Here is a 26,325-nt window from a genome sequence, read left to right on the forward strand (position 1 = left end):
ACAATTATACGGACTTTATCCTCGAACAACTCATTAAATACAATAATTCGTTATTCCTAATCTTCATTAACGATACGTTTTTTGAATTTTTATCTACATTCAATAACACGTCAAACCTCCTATTCACTGATTAAAAGATACGATTAAATAAGCTTGTAATGAAATCTATGATAGACTGTATAATCTGTAAAATACTATCCCAAATTTTTTGTACAAAGTTTCTATTTTCTTCAGTATTTAAGTCTTTAGCCTTGTCTTTAGCTTTATCTAATAAGTCGCCTGAATTTTTTTCAATACCTTTCAAAGCGTCTTTTGCATTTTTAGCAAATGCTTTAGGATCTGAAGTTAAAGCGTTAGAATTTGCTACGTTGGTCATGTTATCAGTTATCATTTGTTTTTGATTATCTGTTAATGTTCCCGACAATCCTCGTTCATCAAGAACTTTATTAACTATATCTTCAACTTGTTGTGGCGCAATTTGTTCATCTTGTTTCTTCTTAATATCTGCTAACTGTTGTTTAATATCTGCTATAGACGCGTTTAATGCTTCGTCTGAATATCCGTCTTTATCTTGGTTTTCTTCAGATATTGAAGTTAAATCTTGCATTTCTTTATTTGAGTTTTGTATATCTTCAGAATTTAATTCATTTCCTTTTTCTTCATAAGCTTTATAAATACCTGCTAAAGCACCTTCTCCAGTAACTTTTTCAACTGAAGCTATATGAATTTCAGCGTCTTTAATACCTGCTGTGATTGACGCATTTTGATATTGTTCACTTGTAACCTTTGTGATGTTATCAGGTGTGTCTATTTCTACATCTACACCGTTACCCCATTTTTTATGCTTAATAGTTGCACTTGAATATATATAACTTAAATTGCCACTATTAGGAATATATTTACTAACGTCATCAGTTGTTACGCTGTAAGTTTCATAGTCATCTTTTACGCCTAAATCATCTTCAGTCTGTTGTAAGTCTTGGCCTTCAAGATCAGCCCCTTTTATAAAAATGGGTTTATCCCAATCTTCATTATTTTCTTCTGCTTTGGCCATACCTGGAACAGTTAATAATAGTGTTGCTACTGCTGTACTAACAATTAATTTTTTCATTTTAATTTAACCCCTTTTTAATAGTTATAACTACCGTCTTTATATTTAATTTGAACGCCTTCTTGTTTATTCGCAATCCAAACATTGATATTTATTGTTTGGCCGTCATCATTAATTGAGTAGGCTCTAACGTGTGAACCTCTTGGCACAAGTTCATCATCTTTATAAACGGGCGTAACTTCATAAAACACTTTTGTTTCAGGATTATCATACATTGCATTTCTTATTTGCGTTTCAGGATAACCCATGCCCCCACCTTCAGGGTCTTTATTAGATCCAACATTTTGCGCCCTAGTACCTAATGTTAAATTATGTGTTTCCATATCTCCGCCCAATGACCAGGCAAGCGAATGAGATTTATTATATATATAACCCCTATACCCATCTAATTGTAATATTTGGTTGTTTGAATTCTCGCCTTCCCACGTCTGCTTTTCAGGGTTATATATACCATCTTTATATTCTCCTGCTACATGTACATCATAATCAAAAGACGGTCTTTCTTGTGCTTTTGAAGAATGACTTTGAACAGCTTTATTTGTAATTAACGCTGTAACTTTTCCCGCTCTACCGTACTTATCCAAATCAGGATAATCAGCCCAAAAACGATCATTACCCTTTTCATTCAGTAAGTTCTGATCTTCTTGACTTAATTCTGTCTTGTTATCATTGATAAAAGCATAGTTTTCGCTATTAGTTTCAGCGCCTATTAAGTCTATATCTTCTTTACTATTTTTTATTTCAGGTGTATCTGATTTGCTAAAATCACTAATAGTTGATATTAAATCATCAACTTCATTTATTGCCTTTTCCGTATCACAACCACTTAATACAATAAGCGATAATAATAAGGCTATCAGTGGTTTAAATATCTTCATTGCCTTACTCCTTTACTCAAATTGTTCAGCAACCCAAAAATATTTAGTGTAGCTTTTATTCTCATAATAAAACAAAGGTTTAGGCACAAATTTAAAGTTTTTATTTTTGACGTGCATAGTAACATTTTGTCTTGTTACACCTAGTCTTTCAGCTACTTCATTAACATCTATTAGTTTCTGTGGTTCAGAACTTTCACGAATTAAATCATCTAAATTATTATTTTGAAGCTTACCAGTATAAATAGTGTTGTTTTTCTCCATAATATACACACCTTCATTTACTGCTATATCTTGCCCGCCTTGTTGCGTATACAAAGTTTTTTCATCATTTAATAAGTTTGCTATATCTTTTAAATTCATTGTTTTGTTTACCTCCGACCTTTTTTTTGTTATTCTTAGTGTACCTTTTTTTGTGGGCGAATGTTTGATTACTTTCGTCCTATTGCGATACTTTCTAGTATCGCTTTTTTTATGCCTTCATAGTCGGAGTAAACAAACATCATATAATAATCACTTTTTTATAATCGCTTTTTTCTTTTATCATAGCTTTCGCTTCATCAATAGAATATCTTTCGTTGATATATCCTATAAACCTACCATTTTCAATAACTTGTACAACAGGATCAGCCCAAAAGTCATAAATTACATTTAATACATACACATTATTTCTAGTTTTAAATTCATCAATAATCATTGTGCTTCCTCCATTTCTTCATCAAGTTGCTTCAGTCTACACAAATTAAATTTGTTTTGAAGTTCTTCTATTGTCTTATCTCTTAAATTCTCCCTACTTTCTAAAGGATCCATTAATAATAACCATTCAATATATATTGCTTTATCATGGTTCATATTTAGCACCTCATTTATATTAAAGCCCCTTAGCGGGGCTTTTTTTAAAGTTTGTTTTGTATATACTTTGGAATTTTATTTGTCGCTGTTAGGCCATTTCCTTTTTTATAATCAATGATCTTATAACCTGAATTAACTTTAAATATTTCATGTCTACCATTCGTTATTTTTATAAAGTTATGACCTTCTTTGAAAACTTGTTCTACATCAATATTTTTAAATTCTTCTTTAGTTACAAACATCTGTAACACTCCTTTTTTGTGGGTTGCTATATCTTTTATTTATAGCGTTTGATTTGTTTCGTCCTCCTTTCAATTATTATATTATCACTTATTTTACACTTTGACAAGCATTTATTTGTCAAAGTGTAAATATTTTTTAAAAAAATAAAGGCCTTAGATAGACCTTTAAGCTGTAGCTTGTATCAAACCATCATATCTAGCCTTAGAAATATAAAAATAAGTTTCAGCTAATACGCGTTCAAACAAATCATTTAGATCATGTTCATTATACAAAGGGGCGTTAATTTCAACTTTTTCATCTTCAAAGTCATTAACAATTTTTACTTGATAACTATTTAAATTTAATGAGTTGTCTTGAAATACCAATTCAGTTTTTCCATTTTCTCTATATATACATTCAACCTTATCAACTGTGTAATAAGTTTCAATAATATTTTTAACTTGCTGATCGTGTTTTCTATTTATTTTTTCAACCCTTTTATCATTTAACTTAAATAGAATAACCATAACAGCAACTATAGATATAAAAATAACGAATGGCATTAAAAAACCCCCCTTATAATTAATATATAAAATTAAAGATCATGTTTTTCTTTCAATAATTCCATTGCTTCAGAAACTATGTCTACTAAATTTGCACCTGTTTTCGCTTTAACTTGATAAGCAATTGACCAGTCTTCATTATACATTTTAACCGATTTTGTAGGTCTTACTTCCTTCTTTTTCGCTATCATATCATCAAATACTTGTTCTTCTTTATATTCATCTTTTACTGCTTCATTATTAAAATCTGCCATATTATTCACTCTCCAACTTTTCTAACATTTCATTTTTTACATCAATATACATCTGCATTGTCTTTTTATCATGGGGTTTATGTTCTGTTATGCCATGTTCTCCCCAGGTTACTACTCGATCACTTGAACGTATATAATTTTTAAATACATCTTCGCCAAACAATTTATTTATCTTATTGATAATACTTCTGTTAGTTGATCCACGTTGATTTACTAAGTACGGTAATAAACCTAAAAATTTTAAACTTGGTTTTTTATTCTGTTGAATATTACCTAAATAGCTGTAATACTTCTTCGCTGAAGTAAAACTATCTTCTTCAGTTTTTGATGTTATTAGAACGTAATCAGAAGCGCATACAGCGTTATTAGACAAAATACCTGTTGAAGGTCGTGTATCTATGATTATGTAGTCATAATCGTCTTTTATTGGCTTTAAAAGTGAATTTAATAAAAAGTATTCTGCTTTTTCATCAAATTTCTTTATTACGTATTTATCAAACTTTTCTAATGACCAATCGCCCTTTAATATATCCAGGTTGTCCGTTACTTTTTCAATACAATCTTCTAAGTTTAAATTTTTAATACCTTCCATGAATGAAGGTTCTTTTTTAAACTTTTTTTGATAAGTCCTTTGAACTTTTTCTGTTAAGTTACTTTGTGGGTCAGTGTCTACAGCTAAAACTTTATTACCTTCTTTAGCAAGTAAGTACGTAAGTATTTCTGTAAGTGTGGACTTTCCTACCCCACCTTTAAAACAGCCAATCGTTATTACTTTCGTCATATTATCTAACCTCTTTTCTATCCCTTATTACCTTTTTTTGTGGGATTGTTTACAATAATAATAACAGATGTTTTTCTACTTGTCTACTTCTCCACTTAACTACTTATGTCTTTTTCTACTTTTACATTATTCTACTTTACCACTTATGTCTTTTTGTCTAAGTGGTTAAGTAGAATAATGTATATAAAGAAAAGCGCTATATAGCGCTTTTCATTCAATCTTTAACATTTTTTGTATTGCTTTCTAAAGTAAATCTTTCAAAGTCATCAATCAACCATTTACCATTTTTTCTAACAAAATGAATTTTTCCTGATGTTTTTTTATCAGTCGTATCTTCTTCATCTATCACTTTTTCATCAAATGTAACAAATACATCATAGCTGTCTTTTTGTGGTCTGTATTCTTCTATAAATGTCTTAACATTACTTATTTTAACTGTTAAAAACGCATTATATTTATCCCTTGAATTATCAAATAATTCTTTTTGGTATTTGTCGTCTAATATTGGAGAAAGTTCCTTCTTTTTACCACTGAAGCTTTCCTTCTCCTTCATAGTAAATAGTTTATTAATAAATTCTTTAGCATTATCCCTGATCTGTTCTTCTTCTTTTGATACAACTTCTTTGTCTTGGCGCGCTATCAAATCACTTTGTGCTTTATTTGTATCTTCTAACTTTCCAATTTTGGTTTCATTCTCTTTATTTTGGCTGTTAGCTTTATTAAGTTCGTCATCATAATGTCGAACTATAAAGACTAATATACCGATTATAACAATTGCCGTTATACCTATAATCAAGGTGCTTTTCGGAATGTTCTTCATACCTTAACCTCCCATTTTTAATAAATGAAGCTATAGCCTTCAGTCATTTTTACTTCTCGTTGAGTTATTTTATATGGCCCACCTTCAGCGTTCATTTCAGTCACAACAAATGTATTTTTATCTTTAACATCTATAACAATACCAACATGACCCGTAACATTAGAATGTCCGCCTGCGCCTTGTTCAGCTATCCAGGCCGCGCCTTTTTTAGGTGTTTTACCTACCTTATAACCTTCAGCTTCAGCTCGTTCATTCCATTTGTGGGCGTCATGCCAAAATGTTGATATAGGTTTGCCCATTTTTTGACGTATACCATACGCATACCATGTACATTGGCCTGCTGTGTATAAATTATTTTTCCCTGGATTTGAATTTGAGAATGAAGGTATTTTACCTTTATATTCTTTACCTACATCTCCCTTATCTTTTTTACAACTATCATCACTTTTACTAGCTTTGCCGTCTATACCCTTCATGATTTTTTTAATTGTCGGCTTCCAGTTTGAATTTAAATCTGTAGGGTCATTACTTGCGCCTATAGGTGCATATTTCGGTTGAATTTTATCAACTGTTTTTAAGCCCTTGCTAAAATATAGGTCATATAAGTTTTTAGCGGCGGCGTCTATACCTTCTTCAATACTATCAAACTTAAATAAGTCGCCTGATCCCATCATACCCGCAACATTATTATGAGTTTTAACTGCTTCTGATTTACCATAGCCCGTTTCATGCGCCACTATAGCCATAAATATTTTAGGATCTATTTTGTGTTTTTTAGCACTTTTAACTATATAATCAGCTTTACCTTCTAATCCTCCGCCTTTAGCATTTTCATTAAAAGATTTGATACCTTTATCACTTACAGAACCACCACTTACAGCGCAACCGTCACTACTGCCACCCGTTTGAGTTTCGTCTAATTCATCATCAAATGGCGCTAGCAACATCATAGACATTAAAGATACAGCAATAAATATTATGCCTAGTAAAGCCAATGCACCATATATATATAACTTTATTTTTTTCTTCTTTAATTCTAATGCTAGGTTAGTAAGCTTTTTTAAATTACCACCGTCATTTTTTTGATTAATTTTCTTCATCTACGTCACTCATTTCATAAGAAGCAACATGATAAAATTCTGCGCCATCATAAATTATGTGATATTCATATCTATAATTCGTTGTACCTTCAGGGATAATTTGGCTTTCTATATCTTCATTAAAATCTATTGTTGCCGTATATTGTATAGTATCTAATTCATCTAATAATTCAGGATCAGCTTCTATTTCATCTAAGATGTCCGTTTCTTCTTCATCAGTAAACAATTTAATAATAGTTACTTCTTCTATGTTTTCTTCTAGGTCTTCAGCTTCATTTTTTGATAACTTCCCTAGCATGGTTTTACCTATTTTACTGCCCCATAATTCAGGTTGTCCTATCCACTTATAACCTTCTACAACAAACACAAATACTATGAGTAAAGATAATACCGCTCTAAGCGGAGAAGGTGGCAATAACAGCACAATGCCAAACGCCAATACACAAATCGCAACAAACAATATACGCTTTTTGTAAGGCGCTAAATAGTTAAGTATATCTTGTATAATATCTTTCATTATTTAACACCTCACTTTTTATTTCTCTTTATAGCGTCTATTCTATTTTCTGTTTCACGACTTGCTGATTTTTCTTGGGTGTCTTGTACTGGTTTTGGTTTTTTTCTGATGACTGGTTTATTTTGTGGTTTATTTGTCTGTATTTGTTCATTAACTCTTGAACTATCGTTGCCACCTTCATTTTTGTTTAATCTATCTTTAGAACTGCTATCGTTCCTAGATTGTTTAGTGTTTGAACCTTCTGTTTTTTTATCTGGTACTGCCTGCGGTTTTTTCTTAATTGTTCCGCCATCTTTTCTATTAACTGATGGTTTACTTCCTGAACCTTCATCAACGGTATCATTTCCACTTCGTGATTTAGGTTTAGTATTGTAATTATTATTTGGATCTTGATTGCCTGGACTATCATTGCGGTTTTGTTTATGTTTAGGTTTTTTCTTGATTTTTTGATTTTCTTTTTTCTTAATATTGCTATTAGGTTTCTTACTCTGTTCTTGCTCGCTGGCTTTAGGTTTCTTGCTTATAGTGCCACCATCTTTTTTATTCACACCATTTGAAGTAGTGTTATGGTCGTTAGCTTTCTTCTTAGATATATGTTCAGTTGGTTTTTTCCTAACGTTCGTATCATTACCACCATATACTGGTTGATTACCTTGACCGTTATTTTGTTTATTTTCTTCGCGCTTTTTACGGGCGCGCGCTCGTTGTTCACTGATGTTTTGTTGTTTAATAGAACTCATTACTTTTTGATAATCATTTTTTATCAATTTACCTTGCATAAACAACATGCCTAAACAAATTAAACTTAATGATATGGCTGTTACAATGTAATTCCAATTTTTTTCTTCTGAAATTTGATAAGTTACATTAATTAATGTAAACATAAGCACCAGTAAGAATACATACACGATAGACATTAGTAAGTGGCCACCTGTACGCTTGGCTGTACCTTTTAAATAGCCAACAAATGACGGTATAATTGCAATGATTAAAACACCAACCATAACAACCGCGCCTACTACAAAGCCCAATTCATAAAATTGTTTAGCAACCGCGAATAATATCGCGCTTATACCAATAATGAATGATGGTATAAAAACAAATACTGCAACAACTATACGACTTGTTGTGTAATTATTACTTACAGACATATTCTTTTTATGTTTTTTTACTAAATTATTTCTATCATCACTTTTAGGCTTATGATTTAGTATTTTATTAATCAAAGCTTTACCATCTTCAACTTTGTTGTCTTCTCCTGCTTTACCTCCGCCAATTTCATTTACATTAGTTGTACCAAATTGCAATTGTAGCCACGGTTTCACAATTAATATTTCATGTAATGTATTTTTCATTGTGGCCAAACCTTCTTTATTTGATACATCATTTTCGGAAGCTTCAGCTTGATTTGATTGATTTTCTCCAGTCACACTTGTACTTGTATTCAATATAGTGTTACTCACATATTGGCTAAAACCTGAAGTACCTTGTATGATTGGCTTCGCATTTGAAACGTAAATACTGAAAAGGGCTGTAAATACAATTGCTAAAAATACACCAGTTGTTCCTTTTCTTAATTCTCCCTTACTAATCGTTGCAATCAACCATATAACTACACCAATAAAAGCCCATGTTATAAATTTGCCTAATCCTGATGATCCGCCTATAGCTGAAATTACATCTGCTAACTCGCTAACTATAGATCCTAATATAGTAAATTCAAAAGCTTCACTTACCAGGAATATAAATACTGAAGCAAATATTTTATATGTTGACCATATACCATTTAATATTTCGTACTTTGAATTTTCAGTGAAGTTGTAAGCTTTTTCACTTAGTCCGATAACGTCATACCAGGGTTTATCGTCTTTTTCTTCTAATACATAATCCATTGAATAGTTGTCTAAATCATGTTCTTTGTAACCGACAATATTTGATTTAACTTCAGGCAAATCATCATCTTGGTTACTTGGAAACATGCCTGAAATTGGATCTTTTTCTTTCGAAAAGGCTTCATTAACTCCTACTAAGCAAACACTTAATACCATTAGACTAGCAAGGAACCACAAAAAGCCTTTTGTTTTATCCTTCATTTATAGTTCCTCCCTACTCTAATTTTTCTAAGTCTTTCTTAGGAATACCTTTATTTTCTATCAATTTACTATCTTCAGAAATTTTACTCATTAACTTTTCAGATAATCCATGCTTTCTTTCGTTTATATCCATTATTGCCTTACCTTCATTATCTCCATTCACTCTTTTAAACTGGCCACTTCCCATGACAAGCAAGTTGAACTTTTGATATTTACCATCTAATAATGGTTCCCCTGGATCTATTAAAGGGTTTTCTACATTAGGTTTGAATATAATTGTAAATACTTTTTGCTTTTCTTTGTAAGGTGTTTCATATATTGCATATTTTAGTTCTTTATCTTTAGCATTTTCTAAATCTTCTTCATCAATCATGCTATAAAGTTCTTCATAGTATTGCTTCATTTCTTCTTTGTCATCAGATACATCATTTTCATCTTTTGAAATACCGTACATATCTTGAATTTTGGAATACTGGCCATTAGCCATATATTTAGTAAATTTAATAGCTTCTTCAGTATAGTCATCTTTTTTAGGCTTTGAACTATCTTTACTACTACAAGCCGATAAAACAATAATTGCTATTAGTAATAAGTATGTTAATTTTTTCATTATACTTGCACCTCTTGTTTTGTGTCTTCTCGTTTTTCAAGTTGATTACTTGTATCAAACGCGTCTACTAAATGCTCTTGTAATACTCTTACATCAAGAATACCGACGCGATCATTCAAGTCTTTATAAACACATACGCCTGTTTCAAGTTCAGGCATAATCGCTTGTAAGTCTGTACTATCATCAAATCTAAAGAATTGCTGAAGCTTATTAATTTCATCTGTATTACTTTCTAAATATGCAAATAGCTGTCCGATTTGTGACTGCATGTCTTCAGGTATATCACTAAGTCTTTGTGTCATGATATGAATTGAAGCCCCTTTAGAACGGCCTTCACGGAATAAACTTTGAAAGGCTGAACGGCCTTGTGAGTTTTTGAAGTATTTCCAGGCTTCATCAAGTCCGATAACTGTTAGATCATTAGGGAACATGTTAATAAACTGTCTTTGATAAGCTGTTAAAGCATATAAAATACTATCACTTACAATATTTGCTTTTGAATAGTCTTTAGGGTCTATATCAGCGTCTGCAAGTTCTAAATTTTCTACTTGCAACACGTTTAATTGACTATTAATATCTAAAACTTCTGTATCATCAATTCTTTCTCCAAATATTAGCGTACTTAATGAGTGTGTAGTATATACATTAATTCTATTTACAAGACGCTTACAAAGTTCTTTTTCATCTTCAGTTAATGTAATATCTTTTTTCTCGCCTATACTCATAGATGTAAGTTCTTCTGTAACCTGATTAATTTTAGGTTCATCTCTATTCGCTACATATTCTAATGCCCTGTTAATCATTGTTGCTTGATCTATAGTTGCTTCATTTCTAATAGAAATTGATAGTAAATTATGAAGTATCTGTTCTGATACACCTACAGCGTCTGATACGTCTGTAAAGATATAGAACGGATCAAGTTTACCTGCGTCTTTAGGTTTAGCTGACAAAGTAATGAAGTTTAATTGTGTACCTAATTCATCTAATTTCTTATGCCATTCACACTTATTCATTCGCTCTTGTTTAGGGTCTACTATTAAAACTTTTGCGCCCCATATTGCATATTCATAGAATAAAAGGTTTGCACCGAATGATTTTCCACCGCCTGTTTTTCCTGTATGACAAATGGCCAATGATTGGTTTTTAGCTTGTCCTGTAGACGCAAAACCTGGCATATGAAATACTGGCGTACCGTAATTTGTAGCAATTTGACCTACGTAAAAACCGTAAGGATCGCCTAACTCGTGACGGTTTCCAAAAAATGAACTTGTCATCATGTTTATATCGCAATCTTTCACAAACTCTTTTACATATCTTCTACTTCCTGGCATACATTCAAGCAAACTTCTTAATTGTAAACCTCTTGTATTCTGAACAATGTACTGATGATTTGACATTGTTTCTTTAAGTTCATCTAATTTACGATTTAATGCCTTTTGAGTTTCGGCTGTAACTACGAATATAGCTGACATTAAGAAACTGGCTTCTCTATTTTTTTCAATATTTGCGATTAAATCATCAGCTATGTCTATGCCGTCATAAACGTTTGAACTTGCACTATCTCCGTAATCTGCCAAATGTTCTACTTGGTCTTCTAAGTTAGCTTTTTTAGATCTAAGTTTCATTAATCTTCTATCTGAACTTTGATAAGTTAATTTTAATGAAACACCTACGCCAAATTGTAAGTTTCTAAGTATTTCAAGCCAACGTGTATCAGGGAAGTGAGTTTCAACTGGTACTTTTGCTAGTTGTAAAAATGAAATATAAGTATCTCTTTCTTTGCCTAACGCGTCATTTTGGTGTAATACAAGATGTTTTCTACTGCTAGGGTTTGAATATGATACTGTTGATAAATCTTCTACATGGCCACGATCTCTAATTTTAGCGATTAATCTATCGCCATTGTAAACGGGTGTTAAACGTTCAAACCAATTATCATTTAAAAACGGCTCTCTTACATTTAAATTATTAGGCCATGTTATAAGCTTTGCCATTTCTATGGGTTCAATTTCTCTAAATGTAAACGGTAAGTTATTTAGCGTATTACTTAAATGATCCATTTTATTATATGCTGTTTTAACTTTATTAGTTGTTAATAATACGTCTTTACCAGTAATAGCTTTAGTAATAAGGTTAATTAACTTTTCTTTTGTTTCTGTGTATATCTCGCCCCACGTAACATCTTCATTAGTAAAGTTGACCATTGTACTCTTTCCTAATTCAAAGCCCATATAATAACGAACTTTGTTTTCTGATGAACCTAATTCATTTGAATTTTTTAAATGGTCAAAAATAGCGTCTTCATGTTGTTCTAATACTGGTATCAAACGCCCTCTACTGTATGAAATATATTGATTTTTAATTTCATCTAAGTCTTGACGTTCTGGGATAATTAAACAATGAACTTCTTTTTTTACCTCTTTAAATACACGTTTCAACTGTCTAAATTTAATTAATAATTCGTTCTCTGTATCAAAGTTACTGTGAAACCCTTCAAACTCAAACCATGCTTGCATACGTCCATCTTTTGTAAAGATGATATTTTCTACAACTGCTTCTATATCAAAATCTAGTCTTTTAGGCATAGGTTATTTGTCCTCCTTATTTATGCGAAAGTCTGAAAACGTACGCGCTACAACTTTCTTTCTCAACTTATATGATTTTCTATTATCTAATTCTTCACGCCCTACATAATCAGACGTTTCATTAAATTTTGTAGCCATATATACTTTTGCATATTTCACAACATTCATATTTTCGATACTTTTTTGACCTATGAAAAAACCAAATACAGCGGGGAAACCTATATGAATGAAAAAGACAATAGTGTATCTACCATATTTCGGTAAAAAATCTAATAATCCATTTGTTATAGGTAAGAAAAATAAACCAGGTAAAATAATCGTGAAAATAACGATTATTTGACTAACTGTCAAAGAAAAAGGCAGTGAAAAGCCTTGCTCTCCACCGCCTAAACCACGTATTAAGTTTGGTATTTCATCTAATTGTGATGAACAGTAACCAATGATTTTTTTCATGTTACTCATACTATGCACTCCTTATTAGAAGCCAAAGAATTGCGCTATACTTTCGCCTAAGTTTTGTAAATTTTGCGGATCTCTAACAACTAACGCACCGAGAACACCTAAGATAATCAATGCACCTAATGCCATTCTGAATTTCTTAGATAATGCTAAAACTACAATGATAATTGCAGCGACTGCCCAATAAACAATATTTAAAACTAATGTGAAGTTCCTTTCCCCTTCACGTGCATTATTAACTAAATCTCCACCTGCTTCGCCTAATACGAAAGAACTAAAGTCTATTGATGCAATTGACGTCATTAAATCTAACATTTTAAACACTCCTATTATTTTTTAATATATTGAGGTTCACTTACTTTAATTACATTATACTTATTGTCATCAAGCTTTTTAAGCTTAATTTCAAATTTGTTTCGACTTGTTAAGCCACTATCTTTTTCTTCCATTTGAACCGTTATAATCGCTTTAAGTTCATCTTGTTTATTTTCTTGATACACTTTCACTTCTTCAACGTTTTTAATTTCAACATTGTTATTCAATAATTGTGTATCAGATTTATTATAGAAATATGTTTGTGCTGTATCTCTATCATCTGAAGCATAAACTTTCATAAAGCTTGTAATGTAATCTTTAACATCAGGATAATTTGTTGTGACATCTCTACCATTATCAGTATCTAGCGTCATTTGAACATCAGCATTTGATTTTTGTTCATATGGTAAAGGTAAAGTGACTAACTTATAACCTTTATCGTCGCCATATACTTTAATGTATCTGTTGAATTTAACATCTTCATGTTTATCGTCTTGTACTGTTTTTGTTTCTTCTTTATCCTTCTTGCCTTTTTTACCTTTAACTTTCTGCTTAACAGTTTTTTCTTTAACCGTCTTTTTATCTAATGTAACAGTAAAATATATTTTGGCTTGGTTCTTATCTGCACTTTCAACATCATTAATTTTAACGTCTTTAACTGAAATACTGCCATCTATATTTTCAGGATTAAAGCTATTATCATCTAATGTTGAACTGTCTACGTAATCACTTAAACTTTCTAACCATTTATCACGATCTTGCCCTTTATCATAACTATAATATTTTTGTATGAAATCTTTCGCGTATTCCTGGGCGCCTACTTGTGTTGATGGATTGCCTTTATTAGTAGTATCAATTTGTGAAGCTAATTTTTGATATTGCTCTTGTGCGTCACTTGCTTTTCTATTAGCATTACCTGCATTTATCCAACTAACAACTACTAAAAACAAAGCTATGATTATGACCGTTTTAACAACGTTATAACCTTTAGGACGTTTCAATTTAGCTTTACTTAAAATTTTGTCGTCCTTACCTCTATTTTTTAACGCCTTTTTTAACTTATTACGCTTAAACAAACGATCTGCTGACTTCTTCTTTTTTCTATAATCTTCTGTCGTTTCTTCATTTTGTGCGGGCTTTGATTTTTGTTTTTTAACCTTTTTATCGGACTGCTTGCCCCACTTTCTCATAAGCTAACTCCTTTCTAAATGATGTTAAAGTGTTCTAAATTCATCAAAGTCTACACCTGGTTTGAAATAATTATATATTGCACCGTAAGGGTTAGTCATTATGTCATCAAGCTTTGCAATCATCACATCAAAACTGTTCTGACCTTTGAATGCGTCTTCAAAATCTACCGTTTTAAAATCACGTTTCAATTTACGATAATTTTCATCTTCATTACTCACAAATAACAAACGCCATTCATCTACAAATTCTTCAAAACCTGCATGAATATGAAATCTTTTCATAGTGTTATTTGACTGATTAAAAAAGTCTTTATATCTCACTAATTTATCGTAAGTAAATTTTCTAGCTTTTTTAGACCTTTCAACTTCTAACATAATGCCTATAACGTAACCATCTTGTCTTTCTAATAAAATTGCACCATCAGGACGAATAACATCTTCACGGCCGTCATTATATTGAAAAGTAGTTCTTTGCTCGTTTGCATATTCTAGTAAGTCAACGGCGGGTATTTTATGTCGTTCATATGATAATACAACATCATTAACGGCTAACTGGTGCATATACCACATTGGAAGCTTTTTCTCATATACTGATTTGAAATGCGTATAACCTTGCATACTTTCTAAAAACATACTACCTGTTTTAGTTAAACAATATATTGAGTTTGGGCGCTTAGCTTGTAATGTTGCTTGCGCTTTAAATTTAGTAATATAGCCGTCTTCTTCTAATTTGGTTAATCTATTCCAAACCGATTTTTCTGATTTCATTGAACCATCATCATTTAAATATATTGCGGTGCGTATTTGCTCGATAGTCAAATATATATGAGCTTCTAAGAAGCTAAATAATTTGAAGTCTTTTTCATTTAATGTTGTATATGACATGACTTTCTCCTCCAATTTTTTGAGGAGAGAACGTTCCATTTTGTTAATTTTAATCAGTCCCCCTTATCTGTGAAGCCACTTAAAAAGGAACCTACATTTTTTGATTGCTCTGTTTCCTGTGAAACTTGACTGTCTTCATTCGGTTTAGTTCGTTCCTCTTGATTGACTTCGTCTTTTGATGTTTTCAAGACGACTTTAGATTTATTTAATTTAACTTTTTTTGTTTTAGGTTTAATTTCTTGTTTTTGTTCTTTTGGCTTACGTTTAATCTCTTCTGGAACAATCGGTTTACGTTTAATAACATCAGCTTTAAATTCTTCTTGTTGCTTACCTTGATAAGTGTATTCTTCATCTTCAAAAAATGCTCTTACCATTTTAGGTATTTCTTTATAATACATACCGTTGTTAGCGCTTAACTCTACAGCCTTTTTCATAGTCCATTCGTCTGCTATTTTAGGTTCATACTGATCTTTATAATCAGCAACTTTCCCATCTTCCATAACACGGTCGATAGGTTTCACTTTAACTTGCGTTTTAACATTAACTGTTTCGCCTTCAATAACATCTTGTGTTCTCAATGCACAAACATTGTCAGGCAACTGTTTAAAATAACTTTCAGTGTAATGTTGTTCTTTTTTGTCGCTACTTTTGAAGATTTTAGTTGCTAATGCTGAACCACTTTCCCCCTGTCTACAAACAAAGAAATTAGATTGATTATTAACTAATGCTGATCTTAATTCTGAATTTAAATCATCTAAATTTTGTGTAGCAATTCCTAATGAATGGCCGAATTTTCTTTGTTCACTGATGATTTTAGGGAAGATAGAAGCTTGTACTTTATGCGCTTCATCAACAACCGTTAAATGAAGTAAAGAAGTGTCGGCGGGTCTTTGATCTGCAACACGATAATACATATAAGCAATGTATGAACAAAATATTTTAATTTCCTGTTCACTCATTCCTACAAGGTCATAAAATACTATATGCCCTTCGTCCATCCACTTGCGTATTGGTAGATTAAACTCTTTCTGACAAAACAGATTTCTTAATGTACTGTTCGATTTAAATACATCTAATCTATTCAAAACAGCTTGACCTGACGGACTTTCAATTAAATCAGAAGCTTCATTATCAAAGAAATTAACCACTTCATACATTTCTGTATATGGTCTAATACGGTCAATGATACGTTTTCTAAAAATATCATCATTTTTGTATAACATTCTTATAACGGACATAATCGTATGAGTTTCTTTTGGATCATGAATTAACGCTTTAATTGTGTATCGCAATAGTCTTTCAGCTTGGGTTGCTGTATCAAAGTTTTCGCTGATAATTCTGAAAACATTATCTATCATTTCTTCAGAATTTTCGCCATGTAATTTAGCCAACAAATTACATGCTAACGGGTATTCACTATCTTTAACTTTGATGAAATGTACTTTATCCCAATCTACCTCGTTACCTTCAAAAGTTTCAAAAACACGCAATCTATTAAGTAATAACTTTATTGCGCTTCCTGAAGGGTCTACTAATGAATAACCTGGCGTCGCTTCTAAACTTTCAACAAAACTTTTATTGAAGTTATTCAAAATACAATTTAAAAGGTTCGTCTTACCTGAACCCGTTGCGCCTGTAACACAAAATTGTTTTCTTAATATTTCAGGTAAAATAAATACTTCCCTATCTTTAATTATAGGGTGGTCTAAAGTTCCCAATTTAAGACCCGTTGCTAAAGTGTCTTCACTTAAAGGCGTATTACCTAATTCAATATACGGTGTATATGGCTTAATTTTATCAATCAAGCTATTATCTCGATTAATAACTGGCATATGCACAAAATTAGCTAATTCCCTTGAAGTTAAAACACTTTTACCACGTTTCCATAAATTGTACCAATCCACTACCTTAAACATTGAAGGCCTATATACAAGTTCATTTACAGACTTACATTCATTAAGAATTGTATACATATCTTTTAATAAATACTGACCGTCATGTGAGTTAGTCGCCATACTTATCGTTGTATCAAAAGCAACATCACTATACGTAAAACGTTTGTTGGTTTCTTTCCAAATCTCCTTTTCGTAATTATCCCGATCCTTAAATTTTTGCTCTCTAATATCTTCATCAGTCTTTTTTATAGCTTTTCTTAACTTAAAACCGTAATTTCTTCTAAACCTAAATTGTAACCATGTATCAGGTTCCATAATGCTAACTATCTTAGTTAAATTGTCATGTTGAAAGTTTTCTATAGGATAACCCTGTTTTAAAGAATTATGTTTTAACTTAGCATAACCAAAATATGATCTTTTAGTAGGAAAATCTAAATGGCTTTCATCTGCTTCATGAAATTCTATGTTTGGATAAACATTACTAAAATGTTTTCTAACTGAAACCATTAACTCTTTATCCCCTGCTAAATAAAAACCTAATTTACTATCCTTACTTTTTCCTCGTCTATTTTCTCTATAGATTAAAAAAGTAAACCACGGATCCCCATAAAAAAATCTTTCAAAAATATTTCTTCTTGTTGAATGAATATTTTTTAATAATTTAAAAATTTTATCAGATTTAGGGAAATCTCCTTCATAAGTTAATATTCTATAATATTTCATATTTTTCTGTATTTTAATTATTTTCATAATAAATCTTAATATTATAGAAAATATTATGAATACAATTGCAAGCATTGCACCAGCGATCAATGACGCTCGCGCTGTGAAATATATGAGTAGTGAGAGGATAAGGATATAGGATATGAATAAGGAGAGTTGTCTAAGAAGTTTAGACGTCATATGTGGATACCTCCCGTTTGTATTTGGTTGTCAAGGTACAGTGGATATGTCGCCCCCGCATTTAACAAATAAAAAACAAAGTCTTCTCCAGTTACGATTAACTAAGATGATAATATTATTCTATGAATAATGTAATCTTATTTAATCTAACAGGAGATAGTCACGAAAAATACGGTGGTTTTATATCCTTAATTACATTTTACCTTAAAACGACCGTAAAAACAACATTTAATATGTATGTTATGGTATGGGTTATATAATTCATTATGGTATGGTTTATGTTATGAATTAAATTAAGGTATAATCTAATAATATTAACTATGAAACATAATATAATCTATTATCTGTTCACACCATAATTAAATGAAATATACACCCATAATATATAATTGTTATTGGGGAGAGATCTCCATTTTGTTAAAAGTATTTTAGGTAATTTTTAATTTTTTTGGCGCCTGCTAATTTTAATTAGTAGGCGTTTTTCTATTATTCTACATAACTACTTAACTACTCACTTATATATATTATTTAGTAGAATATACTACTTATGTCTTTTTCTATTATTCTACATAACTACTTAACTACCCACTTATATATATTATTTACAGCAACGCACAAGCACCCAGATATATGTAATGGCACATTGGACAATTAAAATTTAACTAATAAACCGTTCATATAAAATTCCATTACCTTCTATATACTTAGTATGCCGATCTATATAAGTGAGTGTATTTTCTATTTCATTCATCAAACCATTATTTTGTACCATTAAACTGTTTGTATTTTTTTCACTGCTTACAAGGTATCTTATAGCCGTTATATAGCTTTCTTTTTTGTTTTTAATACTTTTAACCATCTCAAATAAACTTTCAATATACACGCTTTTTAAAGCAATGAAAGTTTCTGAATATCTACCATTTTTAATTGTATATTTGATAATAGTTCCTTTGTTTATATGCTTTTCAAAAATTGCATATAAAGATGATCTAGCCATGCCTAACTTTTTAGCAATAGCACTCATTGAGCCTTTAACAAACACTTTCTGCTTGTTTGTATGTTCATTTAAATATCTTTCTAAATCGTCTTTACGTTCGTCAAAATGGCTTCTAACACGATCTTTACGCTCTTTTTTATGTTTCCAAAAGCCATTGATACTTACACCACTATTGCTATATGCAATTTGTCCATCACTAAAAGCTTCTAAAAGGTTTTCTACATGTTCACGCATTGCGCCACCATAACGACCGCTATAAGCACTTTTAATTACTCTTTCAACTTCCTTATGTGATAAAGGCTTATTTAAGCGCTTATTAAAAGTATAGATATTACTTTCTGCTTCTTTTATATCTATATTTTTAGAATAATAATATAACGCTACTGAAAACATTGCGTTATTTCTACCAACGCCATATCCAAATGAAGTAACATCTGCTTCTTTTAACAAATAATCAACCCATTCAGGCGTTAATTCTTGGCCATTGGCTATACTCTTATAAAATACGTTCTGATTTAAATTGTTCTTTTCTGAATACTCTTTACTCCAGCGCACCATATAAGATTTTGAACAGTATTGATTTGTAAATAGCTGTACATTATCTTTTGTAGGCAATCTGAAATAGCCAGTAGATACACATTGATTATCGACTGGTAAATATTTAGAAATTGCATGTGCTAAGCTACTATGTACTTTTTCAGCTACTTTTATAGCTTTCTTTTCTATACCTTTAGCATAGAACGGTGTATCTAATACAAAATACAAATGCCAACCTCTAGGCGTCTTTACATATAAATTAGGCATTTCAGCACCTTCATTGATGTGCGCTGAAGCTAAGCTTTGAACTAATTCATTGTATTCAATATCTTTATCAACATCTAAAACAAATGTATTGATTTGTTTTACATTGTCTTTTGTTCTGTTTAATACTTTATACGTATTAACATCTGCTATATTAGCTTTTTCTTTGCTTAGATAATTATAAGGGTTGGGCGTCCAATGGCTAAATTTATGACCATATTGAACTAAAGCTTCTTCTGAAGCAATAATTAAACCTAAACCGTCTATTAATGTAGCTTTATTAGGTGTGACAGCAATACGTGCTGATCTCCAATTTTGGGCTTGTGTAGCCTTAAAATTAGCTTTTTCTAAATCTGTAGCTTTAGAATTTTTAAATTTATACTTTTCTATACTTCCATGTAATATAAAATCATAAATTTTATTAATATTTAGCATTGCCTGCACCTCCTAAACAAAAAGACTGGTAACACTTGTAAGCGTTACCAGTCCTTGTTTAGGCGTCCATATACTTTTAAAGTAGTCGAGTAGCGAAGTAGAAAAGTAGAAAAGTAGCGTCTTTTTCTTTACTTTCTTCTCTCATGCCCCTATAATTTAGGTATAAAATATAATAAAAATTACCTAAATTACAAGGTATGGAAGAAGACCCGAAAACCGTTTGTATACGTTAGGTTAGTAACGTTTCAAGCGCTAGAAGTTAAAAGTGTTGGTCGCACTTTAACTTTGCACGTGGTCTTTTTTCATATCTTTTTTGATTAATTTTAGTATAAACTTCTATATTGACGATTGCAAACATTTTTAATATATTTGCAAATATCCCCAAATTAATATTCATTATTAGTTATATCTTCGTTTTGAACTATAAAATCATATAAAGTCATATCATAATAAGTTAATAACTTACATATAGTTCTAAGCGGTACTGTTTCAATTTTCTTACCTTCAATTTTACTTAAAGTTGCATAATTAATACCTATATTTTTTGCTACTTCTTTCTGTTGTAATTTTCGTTCTTTTCTCAAATCTTTCAATTTCCCGCATAACGCCAGTATTAAGTCTTCATTCATTAACTATTAGCCCCCTTACTTACTATTTTCAAAATCCCTTTTTATTCGATAAACTGTTGATCTACTTACTCCCGTTTTATTTGCGATTTCATTACCTGATAACTCTGTATTATTGTATAGATACATGACATAATTTTTTACATCTTCAGTAACGCCTGGGCGCCCGCCTTTTCTACCTCTAGCTTTCGCTTCGTTTAAACCTTCAAGGGTTCTTTCCCTATTTAAATCTGTTTCCAGTTCTGCAAAGCCACTCATTACGGTAAATATCATTTTTCCTAGTGAACTATTCATATTAAAGTTTCCATCTAATATTTTTAATTCTATATTATGTTCTTGTAGCCAACTTGCTAAATTTATTAATTGTTTAGTTGTGCGTCCTAATCTATCAATTTTAGTCACAACTAATACATCATCTTCCCTTAAATATTTTAAGCACTCATCTAATTTACTTCTATTTGTTTTCTTGCCACTCACTTTTTCAGAAAATATTTTAATACAACCTTCAGCTTTTAATAAGTTAATTTGTGTTTCTAAACTTTGACTGATCGTTGAAACTCTTGCATAGCCTATTTTAGCCAAAATATCGCCTACTTCCTTTATAAATAGCTTTAATATGAACGATTGTGTGCGCGTTTACGTATAATGGGCTTCAAAATATTTTTTCGCGGCGTCTGAGGGCTTCTCTCAGCTTGGTCAAAAACCCCTTTTGCTTTTAGTTTTGACACTTTGATTTTAACACATGTTTTGACCAGGTACGAATATAGTTAAAGGCTTATAGAATTTATTCAATTCTACAAGCCTTTAGCCCTTATAAATAGCACTTATTCAAGCGTATTTTTTATTAACTTATTTTATTTATTGAAATGTATCATTTTCTAATATCATACCCTGGTCAAAACCGATCGTTTTTGACTAGCTTATAATTTGTTTTTTAAAACAAACTATATGTACTTTGAAATATCAAATTATATGACACTATAATTTTTTAAAAAAATTAGAAGTTGTCCTATCTTAGTATCACAGTATTACTTTACACTATATATAAGGAGGTGTGTAAGATGAATAACAAACAAATTTCTCAAGCAGTTACACAAAATTTATTAAATAAAGAAGCGTATTTATCTATCGTTGTATTTTGGTTATTACTAACTTTAAGAAACATTGCCCTTCACAATCATCATTTTCAATTTGATGTAAATATTTTCTTTGAAATCTGTATATTTCTATTTCCTACAGCTTTCATTTCATCAAATAAGATCTACAAAAATGTAAATGTCAAAGAAGTTTTTAACAAACGTATAACCATTTTTTTATTCATTATTTGTACAATATTTACGGTTTTGGGTTGTGCCGTTATCGCCGTGTGTAATTATTTTATGACGGGATCGGGTGCTTTAATTTTGATAATCTTAATGCTAATTTGTCATTTAGCACTAATCGTAATAATATCTGCAATTTTCAATTTTTGGGTCACACTTCAACTCAAAGTTCTATCCAGTGACAAATTTTAATATTTATATATAAAAAAACACCATCTGTAATTAAACAGATGGCATTTTTTATATATCTTCATAACTTTGTATTTTATAACTTTCATCTGATTTATTATACTTCAGTACATATTTAGATTTTATGCTATCTTTATTCTGATTTTCCTTTTTCAAAATGACATTAACTTTTCCATCTTGATAATTAACGCTTTCAAATTCAGGTCGTCTGTATTGGTTTTTCTTCTTGCTTTCAACCATTGACCGCATATATTGTGATAAATCACTGTTACTTTCAATATATTTATCTATAAACTTATAATCACTTTCTTTATAGGCTTTATTCAAATCTTTAGTATAGTCTTCCATAAACGATTTCGCGCCTAGTTCAATATCTTTGATACTCTTTAAATAGTCATTAATAGTATCTTCATTAAATTTCAAACTTATATTTTGAGGTTCTGCCCCCTGATCGTCCTTTATAGTTACTGTATTAGTTTTAAATGCTTTATCGCTTATTTTACCTTTAGCATAAACTTTTAAAGGTTTATTTACTGGATATGCACCGTACACTTTATTTTTTTCATACTCAATCGGCTTATCATTGATATAAAGCTTAATATCGTCATCTACTTTTTCATTGTTAATTAAATTTACTTTAAAATTTGCTTCTTTAAAACTAGCATGTGCAATGATTTTTTTATCACTATTTAGATTATCTGTATCAAATCGAATATTGCCCTTAACCTTGCCTTTAATCAATGAATTATCATCATCATAAATTTTTTGGGCTTCTATATCATATTTACCTACAAAAAACTTACCAATATTTGTTGTTTTATTTTTAGGCGCTGTAATAATTTGCTTTTTATCTTCAACATTATTAAATTCATATTTAGCATTTGAATATGAATTATTTTCTATATATACATCATGAAATATAGGCTTAAAAGCCAATCTATCAATAAATATAAACTTGTTCCCATTCATAGTTATTTCTATCAGCTTTCGTTCCTGCTTGTCTGTTATATAGCCAAAATCAACCGTGTTACTTTCACTATTTTTAATATTGTTTTTAATGTTGTTCATTTCTTTTTTGAATTTGTTACGGTTGTCTTTCTTGGCCATGTAATCTACAAATTGTTTAGCTTCTGCATGAGTAACTTTAACATCTTTAGAAGTTAATGTTTTAGATACTGCTTTATAGTCTTTAGATTGAACAGCTTCTTCAAAATCATCTAGTTGCGCTTTTGCATTATTCGATAAAACAAAATATACAATTGCCCCTATAATGCACAGTAATAATAAAATACTCACAATTACAGATATTATTTTCAGCTTGCTTTGCTTGTTTTCAGCCTTTTCTGATCGTTTAAACTCCTGGTTTTCATTTTCCATATTTTCAGCCCTTTAGCATTATTTAAACAATAAACAATACTTCAGATAATTTTCACTATCTTTTTGATTTTCAATTACTTTTACTTGTTCCATATCATACTTAATAGCCTTCATAGTTTCTTCAAAAAAGTCTTTTTCATTTTTCTCTAGCCTATCATTATTTATGCTATAAATACCGTCTTCTTTTATTGCTATTTCGTTCAAATCAAGCTCATAATTATTTTCTAAATAATTATCAATATGGCTTTTAGCCATTTCAATACTTCTAAAATATATATCCAAATGCTTATTAACTGCATTTGTTTCTATAGGTTTGAAAATTGTGGTTGCATCATTTTTTTCTGAAAATTTTTCTTTCGTTATTTTATTAAAGCTTACTAACTCCTTAACGTTTGCAATCAATTTACTTCTACGCTCTTTAACCAAACTGAAAGCCCTTCTATAGTTATTAATATATCTAAATCTTTCACTTAAATTTCCTAACATTCTAACTAAATTTTCATCTTCAGTAAGTGTTTTATTAGCATACATAACTGATCTTTTAGCTGAACCATGTTCACTAATTGGCTTTCTAGTGCTAACTATATATAAACTATGACCCTGCTTTATTTTACTTTGAAAATTTTCAAGTGCGTTTTTATATTGTTCATAATCAGTTAGTATTGCTTTTACTAATTCATTTTTAATATCTTCATATGTTTTTGTATTTATCATGTTTTTTATTCCCCTTTTGTTATATATATTTGCTAAAGTGATTTACTAAATAACTTTGATTGTAATACAACTTTGCTATTTCATTAATGTTAGGTTCATCTATATGTTTTAATATATAAACCAAATCGGCCATCTGACAATAAACAGCACTATCAAATTCAGTCAAAAACACTTTATTTTCTAATAGTTCATCTAATGAAACGTAATAACAGTGTATATAGGGTTGGTTATCTTTTTTCATCAAAGTAACTCTATTATTGCCATCTAATACTAATAATGATGTTGGTATATCGTATATTTCTTTAAATCTTGCTTCTGTTGATGTTACTAAATCAGGAATTAAAATTATTGGTTCATTTGGTGTTAAAGTATAAGGGTTTTCCCTTTCTGTATAGTTAATGTGTATTCCATCATTAAAAGTACCGTTTGGCGCTTTCAATGGTTTTCTATTAGTCTTTTTTATTAAATCTCTTGCCAAATCAACATTAAACCCTATGTCATAAATATACTTATTTCCTGCTGTATTACCTCTATATACTGAAAATGTCTGTAAAGTATCTTGTGGACTTTCTCCAAAATCTCCTATACTTCTATATATTTTGTCTAGTACGTCTATCCATTTATCATTAATTAGTTTAACGTACTCATGTTTATACAAATCAATATTCTGCAATTCTTTTTTTACATCAAAATTGCTAACATCAACTTCATACCATAATTTAGTATCATAATCTTTTTTCATTTAAAAACCCTTTCTATGCTAAAAAACTACTTCCAAAAACAGAACGTATGTTCTATAATTGAATTGAGGTGTTGCAAATGATCCCTGAAAAATATGCTAATGAAACAGATTATAGAAAAATACCCCGTGAGTATTTAAACCCTAATATCCCACAAGGTCGAGGAATGAAAAAATGGCTACAAAGGGGCCACTATCCCCGAACAATACGAAAGATTAGAACAGTACATTCAAGACCCAAATAAAATTGAAAAGCCGTTACTTAGTGAAGACCAAATAGAAAATATAAATGATACATTGGCTAGTAAAATGATTGATAATACTTTAGCCAAAATTCAATATTTTGCTAATGGCTATATAAAAAGTGTTCAAGGTATAATACACAAAGTCGATACATTAGATAGTGTTTTATATATTTATACTGATGATGTTTTAATGCCTGTAAAATTAACTGATATTTATAATATTGAATAAGGATTAACTAACAGCCTTATCGTTAGTTTCCTTCAATTATATCAATTTTATTATCGTAACGCTTTCCGTTGTAGTAAATCGGGCTATTGTCTATGACATTTATACCTCTTTCAAATATGTTGTTTGTACCCATTTTCAAATTAACTCCTTTGTCTTTATTTTCTAACTTTAATTTATTAAATTCTTGATAGTCTATTAAGCCGTGTTTATCTGCAATTCCTAATTGTTTTAAATCATTTAATGTTATATAACGTGTTTTTAAATACATCATATTTAACACTCCTTTTATAGTACGGGGCGGGCGCGAGGTCAGTTTGTATATTATGCGGTGTAGTTCGACGATTGGTTTTTATCGTCGGGCGGAACTGCATAATATACAAACTGGACGAGCGCCCGCCCCCGTTTTTTGGGGGGCTTGGCTCATACCAATTATTCTAATAAATCATTTATATTGAGTTCTGTTTCTAATAACTCTAGTTCTTCTAAACTTGTATAATTGTTATTACTTACTACTAAACTATCTAATACATCAATACTTAGCAATTCCCCTATAAGCTTTAATCTCTTGCCAACCATAATATCGTTGACTGATGGCGTCGGGTCTTATCAAGAGTAAATTAC

Annotated in this window: 29 protein-coding genes and 1 pseudogene; 2 read left to right on the plus strand and 28 right to left on the minus strand. The window is 30.5% G+C overall.

Annotated elements, in window-relative coordinates; genetic code table 11:
• Positions 1-130: 130 nt before the first annotated feature.
• From KA883_RS08010 to KA883_RS08120, 23 genes are all read right to left on the minus strand, one after another.
• Positions 131-1,111, minus strand: a complete 981-nt coding sequence (locus KA883_RS08010; RefSeq protein WP_095337291.1) for a DUF1002 domain-containing protein — start codon at positions 1,109-1,111, stop codon at positions 131-133.
• Between the two features lie 17 nt (positions 1,112-1,128).
• Complete coding sequence (locus tag KA883_RS08015) at positions 1,129-1,989, minus strand: DNA/RNA non-specific endonuclease (RefSeq protein ID WP_165621496.1); 861 nt, start codon at positions 1,987-1,989, stop codon at positions 1,129-1,131.
• A gap of 12 nt (positions 1,990-2,001) precedes the next feature.
• Positions 2,002-2,349 carry a hypothetical protein gene (locus tag KA883_RS08020; RefSeq protein ID WP_095337273.1) on the minus strand — a complete coding sequence of 116 codons (348 nt, stop codon included), beginning with the start codon at positions 2,347-2,349 and terminating at the stop codon, positions 2,002-2,004.
• Positions 2,350-2,488: 139 nt separating this feature from the next.
• Positions 2,489-2,683, minus strand: a complete 195-nt coding sequence (locus tag KA883_RS08025) for a hypothetical protein (RefSeq protein ID WP_015585962.1) — start codon at positions 2,681-2,683, stop codon at positions 2,489-2,491.
• Positions 2,680-2,838, minus strand: coding sequence for a hypothetical protein (locus KA883_RS08030; protein WP_165621498.1), 159 nt, complete (start codon positions 2,836-2,838; stop codon positions 2,680-2,682). The genes KA883_RS08025 and KA883_RS08030 overlap by 4 nt, the downstream gene beginning before the upstream one ends.
• A gap of 44 nt (positions 2,839-2,882) precedes the next feature.
• Positions 2,883-3,080, minus strand: coding sequence for a hypothetical protein (locus KA883_RS08035; protein ID WP_095337272.1), 198 nt, complete (start codon positions 3,078-3,080; stop codon positions 2,883-2,885).
• Positions 3,081-3,245: 165 nt separating this feature from the next.
• Entirely contained in the window at positions 3,246-3,623 is a 378-nt protein-coding gene (locus KA883_RS08040; protein WP_001632644.1) for a hypothetical protein, read from the minus strand.
• A 32-nt stretch (positions 3,624-3,655) separates the two neighbouring features.
• Positions 3,656-3,877 carry a hypothetical protein gene (locus KA883_RS08045; RefSeq protein ID WP_015585958.1) on the minus strand — a complete coding sequence of 74 codons (222 nt, stop codon included), beginning with the start codon at positions 3,875-3,877 and terminating at the stop codon, positions 3,656-3,658.
• A gap of 1 nt (position 3,878) precedes the next feature.
• Positions 3,879-4,658, minus strand: coding sequence for a ParA family protein (locus tag KA883_RS08050; protein WP_095337271.1), 780 nt, complete (start codon positions 4,656-4,658; stop codon positions 3,879-3,881).
• Positions 4,659-4,872: 214 nt separating this feature from the next.
• Positions 4,873-5,478, minus strand: coding sequence for a hypothetical protein (locus KA883_RS08055; protein WP_095337270.1), 606 nt, complete (start codon positions 5,476-5,478; stop codon positions 4,873-4,875).
• A gap of 17 nt (positions 5,479-5,495) precedes the next feature.
• The gene (locus tag KA883_RS08060) at positions 5,496-6,578 is read right to left on the minus strand and encodes a CHAP domain-containing protein (RefSeq protein ID WP_165621500.1); all 1,083 of its coding nucleotides are present in this window, start codon (positions 6,576-6,578) and stop codon (positions 5,496-5,498) included.
• A complete protein-coding gene (locus tag KA883_RS08065; protein ID WP_095337310.1) occupies positions 6,565-7,095 on the minus strand; it encodes a hypothetical protein in 531 nt (176 codons plus the stop codon). The genes KA883_RS08060 and KA883_RS08065 overlap by 14 nt, the downstream gene beginning before the upstream one ends.
• An 11-nt stretch (positions 7,096-7,106) precedes the next feature.
• Complete coding sequence (locus tag KA883_RS08070; protein WP_095337311.1) at positions 7,107-9,188, minus strand: CD3337/EF1877 family mobilome membrane protein; 2,082 nt, start codon at positions 9,186-9,188, stop codon at positions 7,107-7,109.
• A 13-nt stretch (positions 9,189-9,201) separates the two neighbouring features.
• Positions 9,202-9,798 (minus strand): hypothetical protein, encoded by a 597-nt coding sequence (locus KA883_RS08075; protein WP_095337312.1) that lies wholly within the window; start codon positions 9,796-9,798, stop codon positions 9,202-9,204.
• Positions 9,798-12,383 (minus strand): ATP-binding protein, encoded by a 2,586-nt coding sequence (locus KA883_RS08080; protein WP_165621502.1) that lies wholly within the window; start codon positions 12,381-12,383, stop codon positions 9,798-9,800. The genes KA883_RS08075 and KA883_RS08080 overlap by 1 nt, the downstream gene beginning before the upstream one ends.
• Positions 12,384-12,386: 3 nt before the next feature.
• Positions 12,387-12,845, minus strand: coding sequence for a TcpE family conjugal transfer membrane protein (locus KA883_RS08085; protein WP_095337298.1), 459 nt, complete (start codon positions 12,843-12,845; stop codon positions 12,387-12,389).
• A 15-nt stretch (positions 12,846-12,860) separates the two neighbouring features.
• Complete coding sequence (locus tag KA883_RS08090) at positions 12,861-13,157, minus strand: hypothetical protein (RefSeq protein ID WP_095337297.1); 297 nt, start codon at positions 13,155-13,157, stop codon at positions 12,861-12,863.
• A 14-nt stretch (positions 13,158-13,171) separates the two neighbouring features.
• Entirely contained in the window at positions 13,172-14,347 is a 1,176-nt protein-coding gene (locus KA883_RS08095) for a conjugal transfer protein (RefSeq protein ID WP_165621504.1), read from the minus strand.
• 24 nt (positions 14,348-14,371) lie between these two features.
• On the minus strand, positions 14,372-15,232 hold the full coding sequence (locus tag KA883_RS08100) for a replication-relaxation family protein (protein WP_015585947.1): 861 nt from the start codon (positions 15,230-15,232) through the stop codon (positions 14,372-14,374).
• A gap of 53 nt (positions 15,233-15,285) precedes the next feature.
• On the minus strand, positions 15,286-17,877 hold the full coding sequence (locus tag KA883_RS08105) for an ATP-binding protein (RefSeq protein ID WP_165621505.1): 2,592 nt from the start codon (positions 17,875-17,877) through the stop codon (positions 15,286-15,288).
• A gap of 811 nt (positions 17,878-18,688) precedes the next feature.
• A complete protein-coding gene (locus KA883_RS08110) occupies positions 18,689-20,263 on the minus strand; it encodes a primase C-terminal domain-containing protein (RefSeq protein WP_165621512.1) in 1,575 nt (524 codons plus the stop codon).
• Positions 20,264-20,649: 386 nt separating this feature from the next.
• Entirely contained in the window at positions 20,650-20,892 is a 243-nt protein-coding gene (locus KA883_RS08115; protein ID WP_070487681.1) for a helix-turn-helix domain-containing protein, read from the minus strand.
• Between the two features lie 15 nt (positions 20,893-20,907).
• A complete protein-coding gene (locus KA883_RS08120; protein WP_165621511.1) occupies positions 20,908-21,471 on the minus strand; it encodes a recombinase family protein in 564 nt (187 codons plus the stop codon).
• A gap of 479 nt (positions 21,472-21,950) precedes the next feature.
• Between KA883_RS08120 and KA883_RS08125 the strand changes: the two genes are divergently transcribed.
• A complete protein-coding gene (locus tag KA883_RS08125) occupies positions 21,951-22,403 on the plus strand; it encodes a hypothetical protein (protein WP_095337342.1) in 453 nt (150 codons plus the stop codon).
• Positions 22,404-22,451: 48 nt separating this feature from the next.
• Here the strand turns inward: KA883_RS08125 and KA883_RS08130 are convergent, their stop codons facing one another.
• From KA883_RS08130 to KA883_RS08140, 3 genes are read right to left on the minus strand one after another with little or no spacing between them, the layout of a single operon-like run.
• A complete protein-coding gene (locus KA883_RS08130) occupies positions 22,452-23,777 on the minus strand; it encodes a TcaA NTF2-like domain-containing protein (protein ID WP_095337341.1) in 1,326 nt (441 codons plus the stop codon).
• A gap of 18 nt (positions 23,778-23,795) precedes the next feature.
• Positions 23,796-24,491: a hypothetical protein gene (locus tag KA883_RS08135; protein WP_031905640.1), complete on the minus strand. Its 696-nt coding sequence runs from the start codon at positions 24,489-24,491 to the stop codon at positions 23,796-23,798.
• Between the two features lie 19 nt (positions 24,492-24,510).
• A complete protein-coding gene (locus KA883_RS08140) occupies positions 24,511-25,233 on the minus strand; it encodes a hypothetical protein (protein WP_165621510.1) in 723 nt (240 codons plus the stop codon).
• A 243-nt stretch (positions 25,234-25,476) separates the two neighbouring features.
• Between KA883_RS08140 and KA883_RS13610 the strand changes: the two genes are divergently transcribed.
• The gene (locus tag KA883_RS13610) at positions 25,477-25,704 is read left to right on the plus strand and encodes a YolD-like family protein (protein ID WP_232335101.1); all 228 of its coding nucleotides are present in this window, start codon (positions 25,477-25,479) and stop codon (positions 25,702-25,704) included.
• A 22-nt stretch (positions 25,705-25,726) separates the two neighbouring features.
• On the opposite strand, the gene KA883_RS08150 is transcribed toward KA883_RS13610, so the two are convergent.
• Positions 25,727-25,975 carry a hypothetical protein gene (locus KA883_RS08150; protein WP_031873331.1) on the minus strand — a complete coding sequence of 83 codons (249 nt, stop codon included), beginning with the start codon at positions 25,973-25,975 and terminating at the stop codon, positions 25,727-25,729.
• A 158-nt stretch (positions 25,976-26,133) separates the two neighbouring features.
• Positions 26,134-26,295 (minus strand): annotated as a pseudogene (locus KA883_RS08155) (JAB domain-containing protein); the annotation flags it as partial.
• Positions 26,296-26,325: the final 30 nt, after the last annotated feature.

The organism is Staphylococcus sp. GDY8P54P, from assembly GCF_017892645.1.
GTDB classification, from domain to species: Bacteria; Bacillota; Bacilli; order Staphylococcales; family Staphylococcaceae; genus Staphylococcus; species Staphylococcus ureilyticus.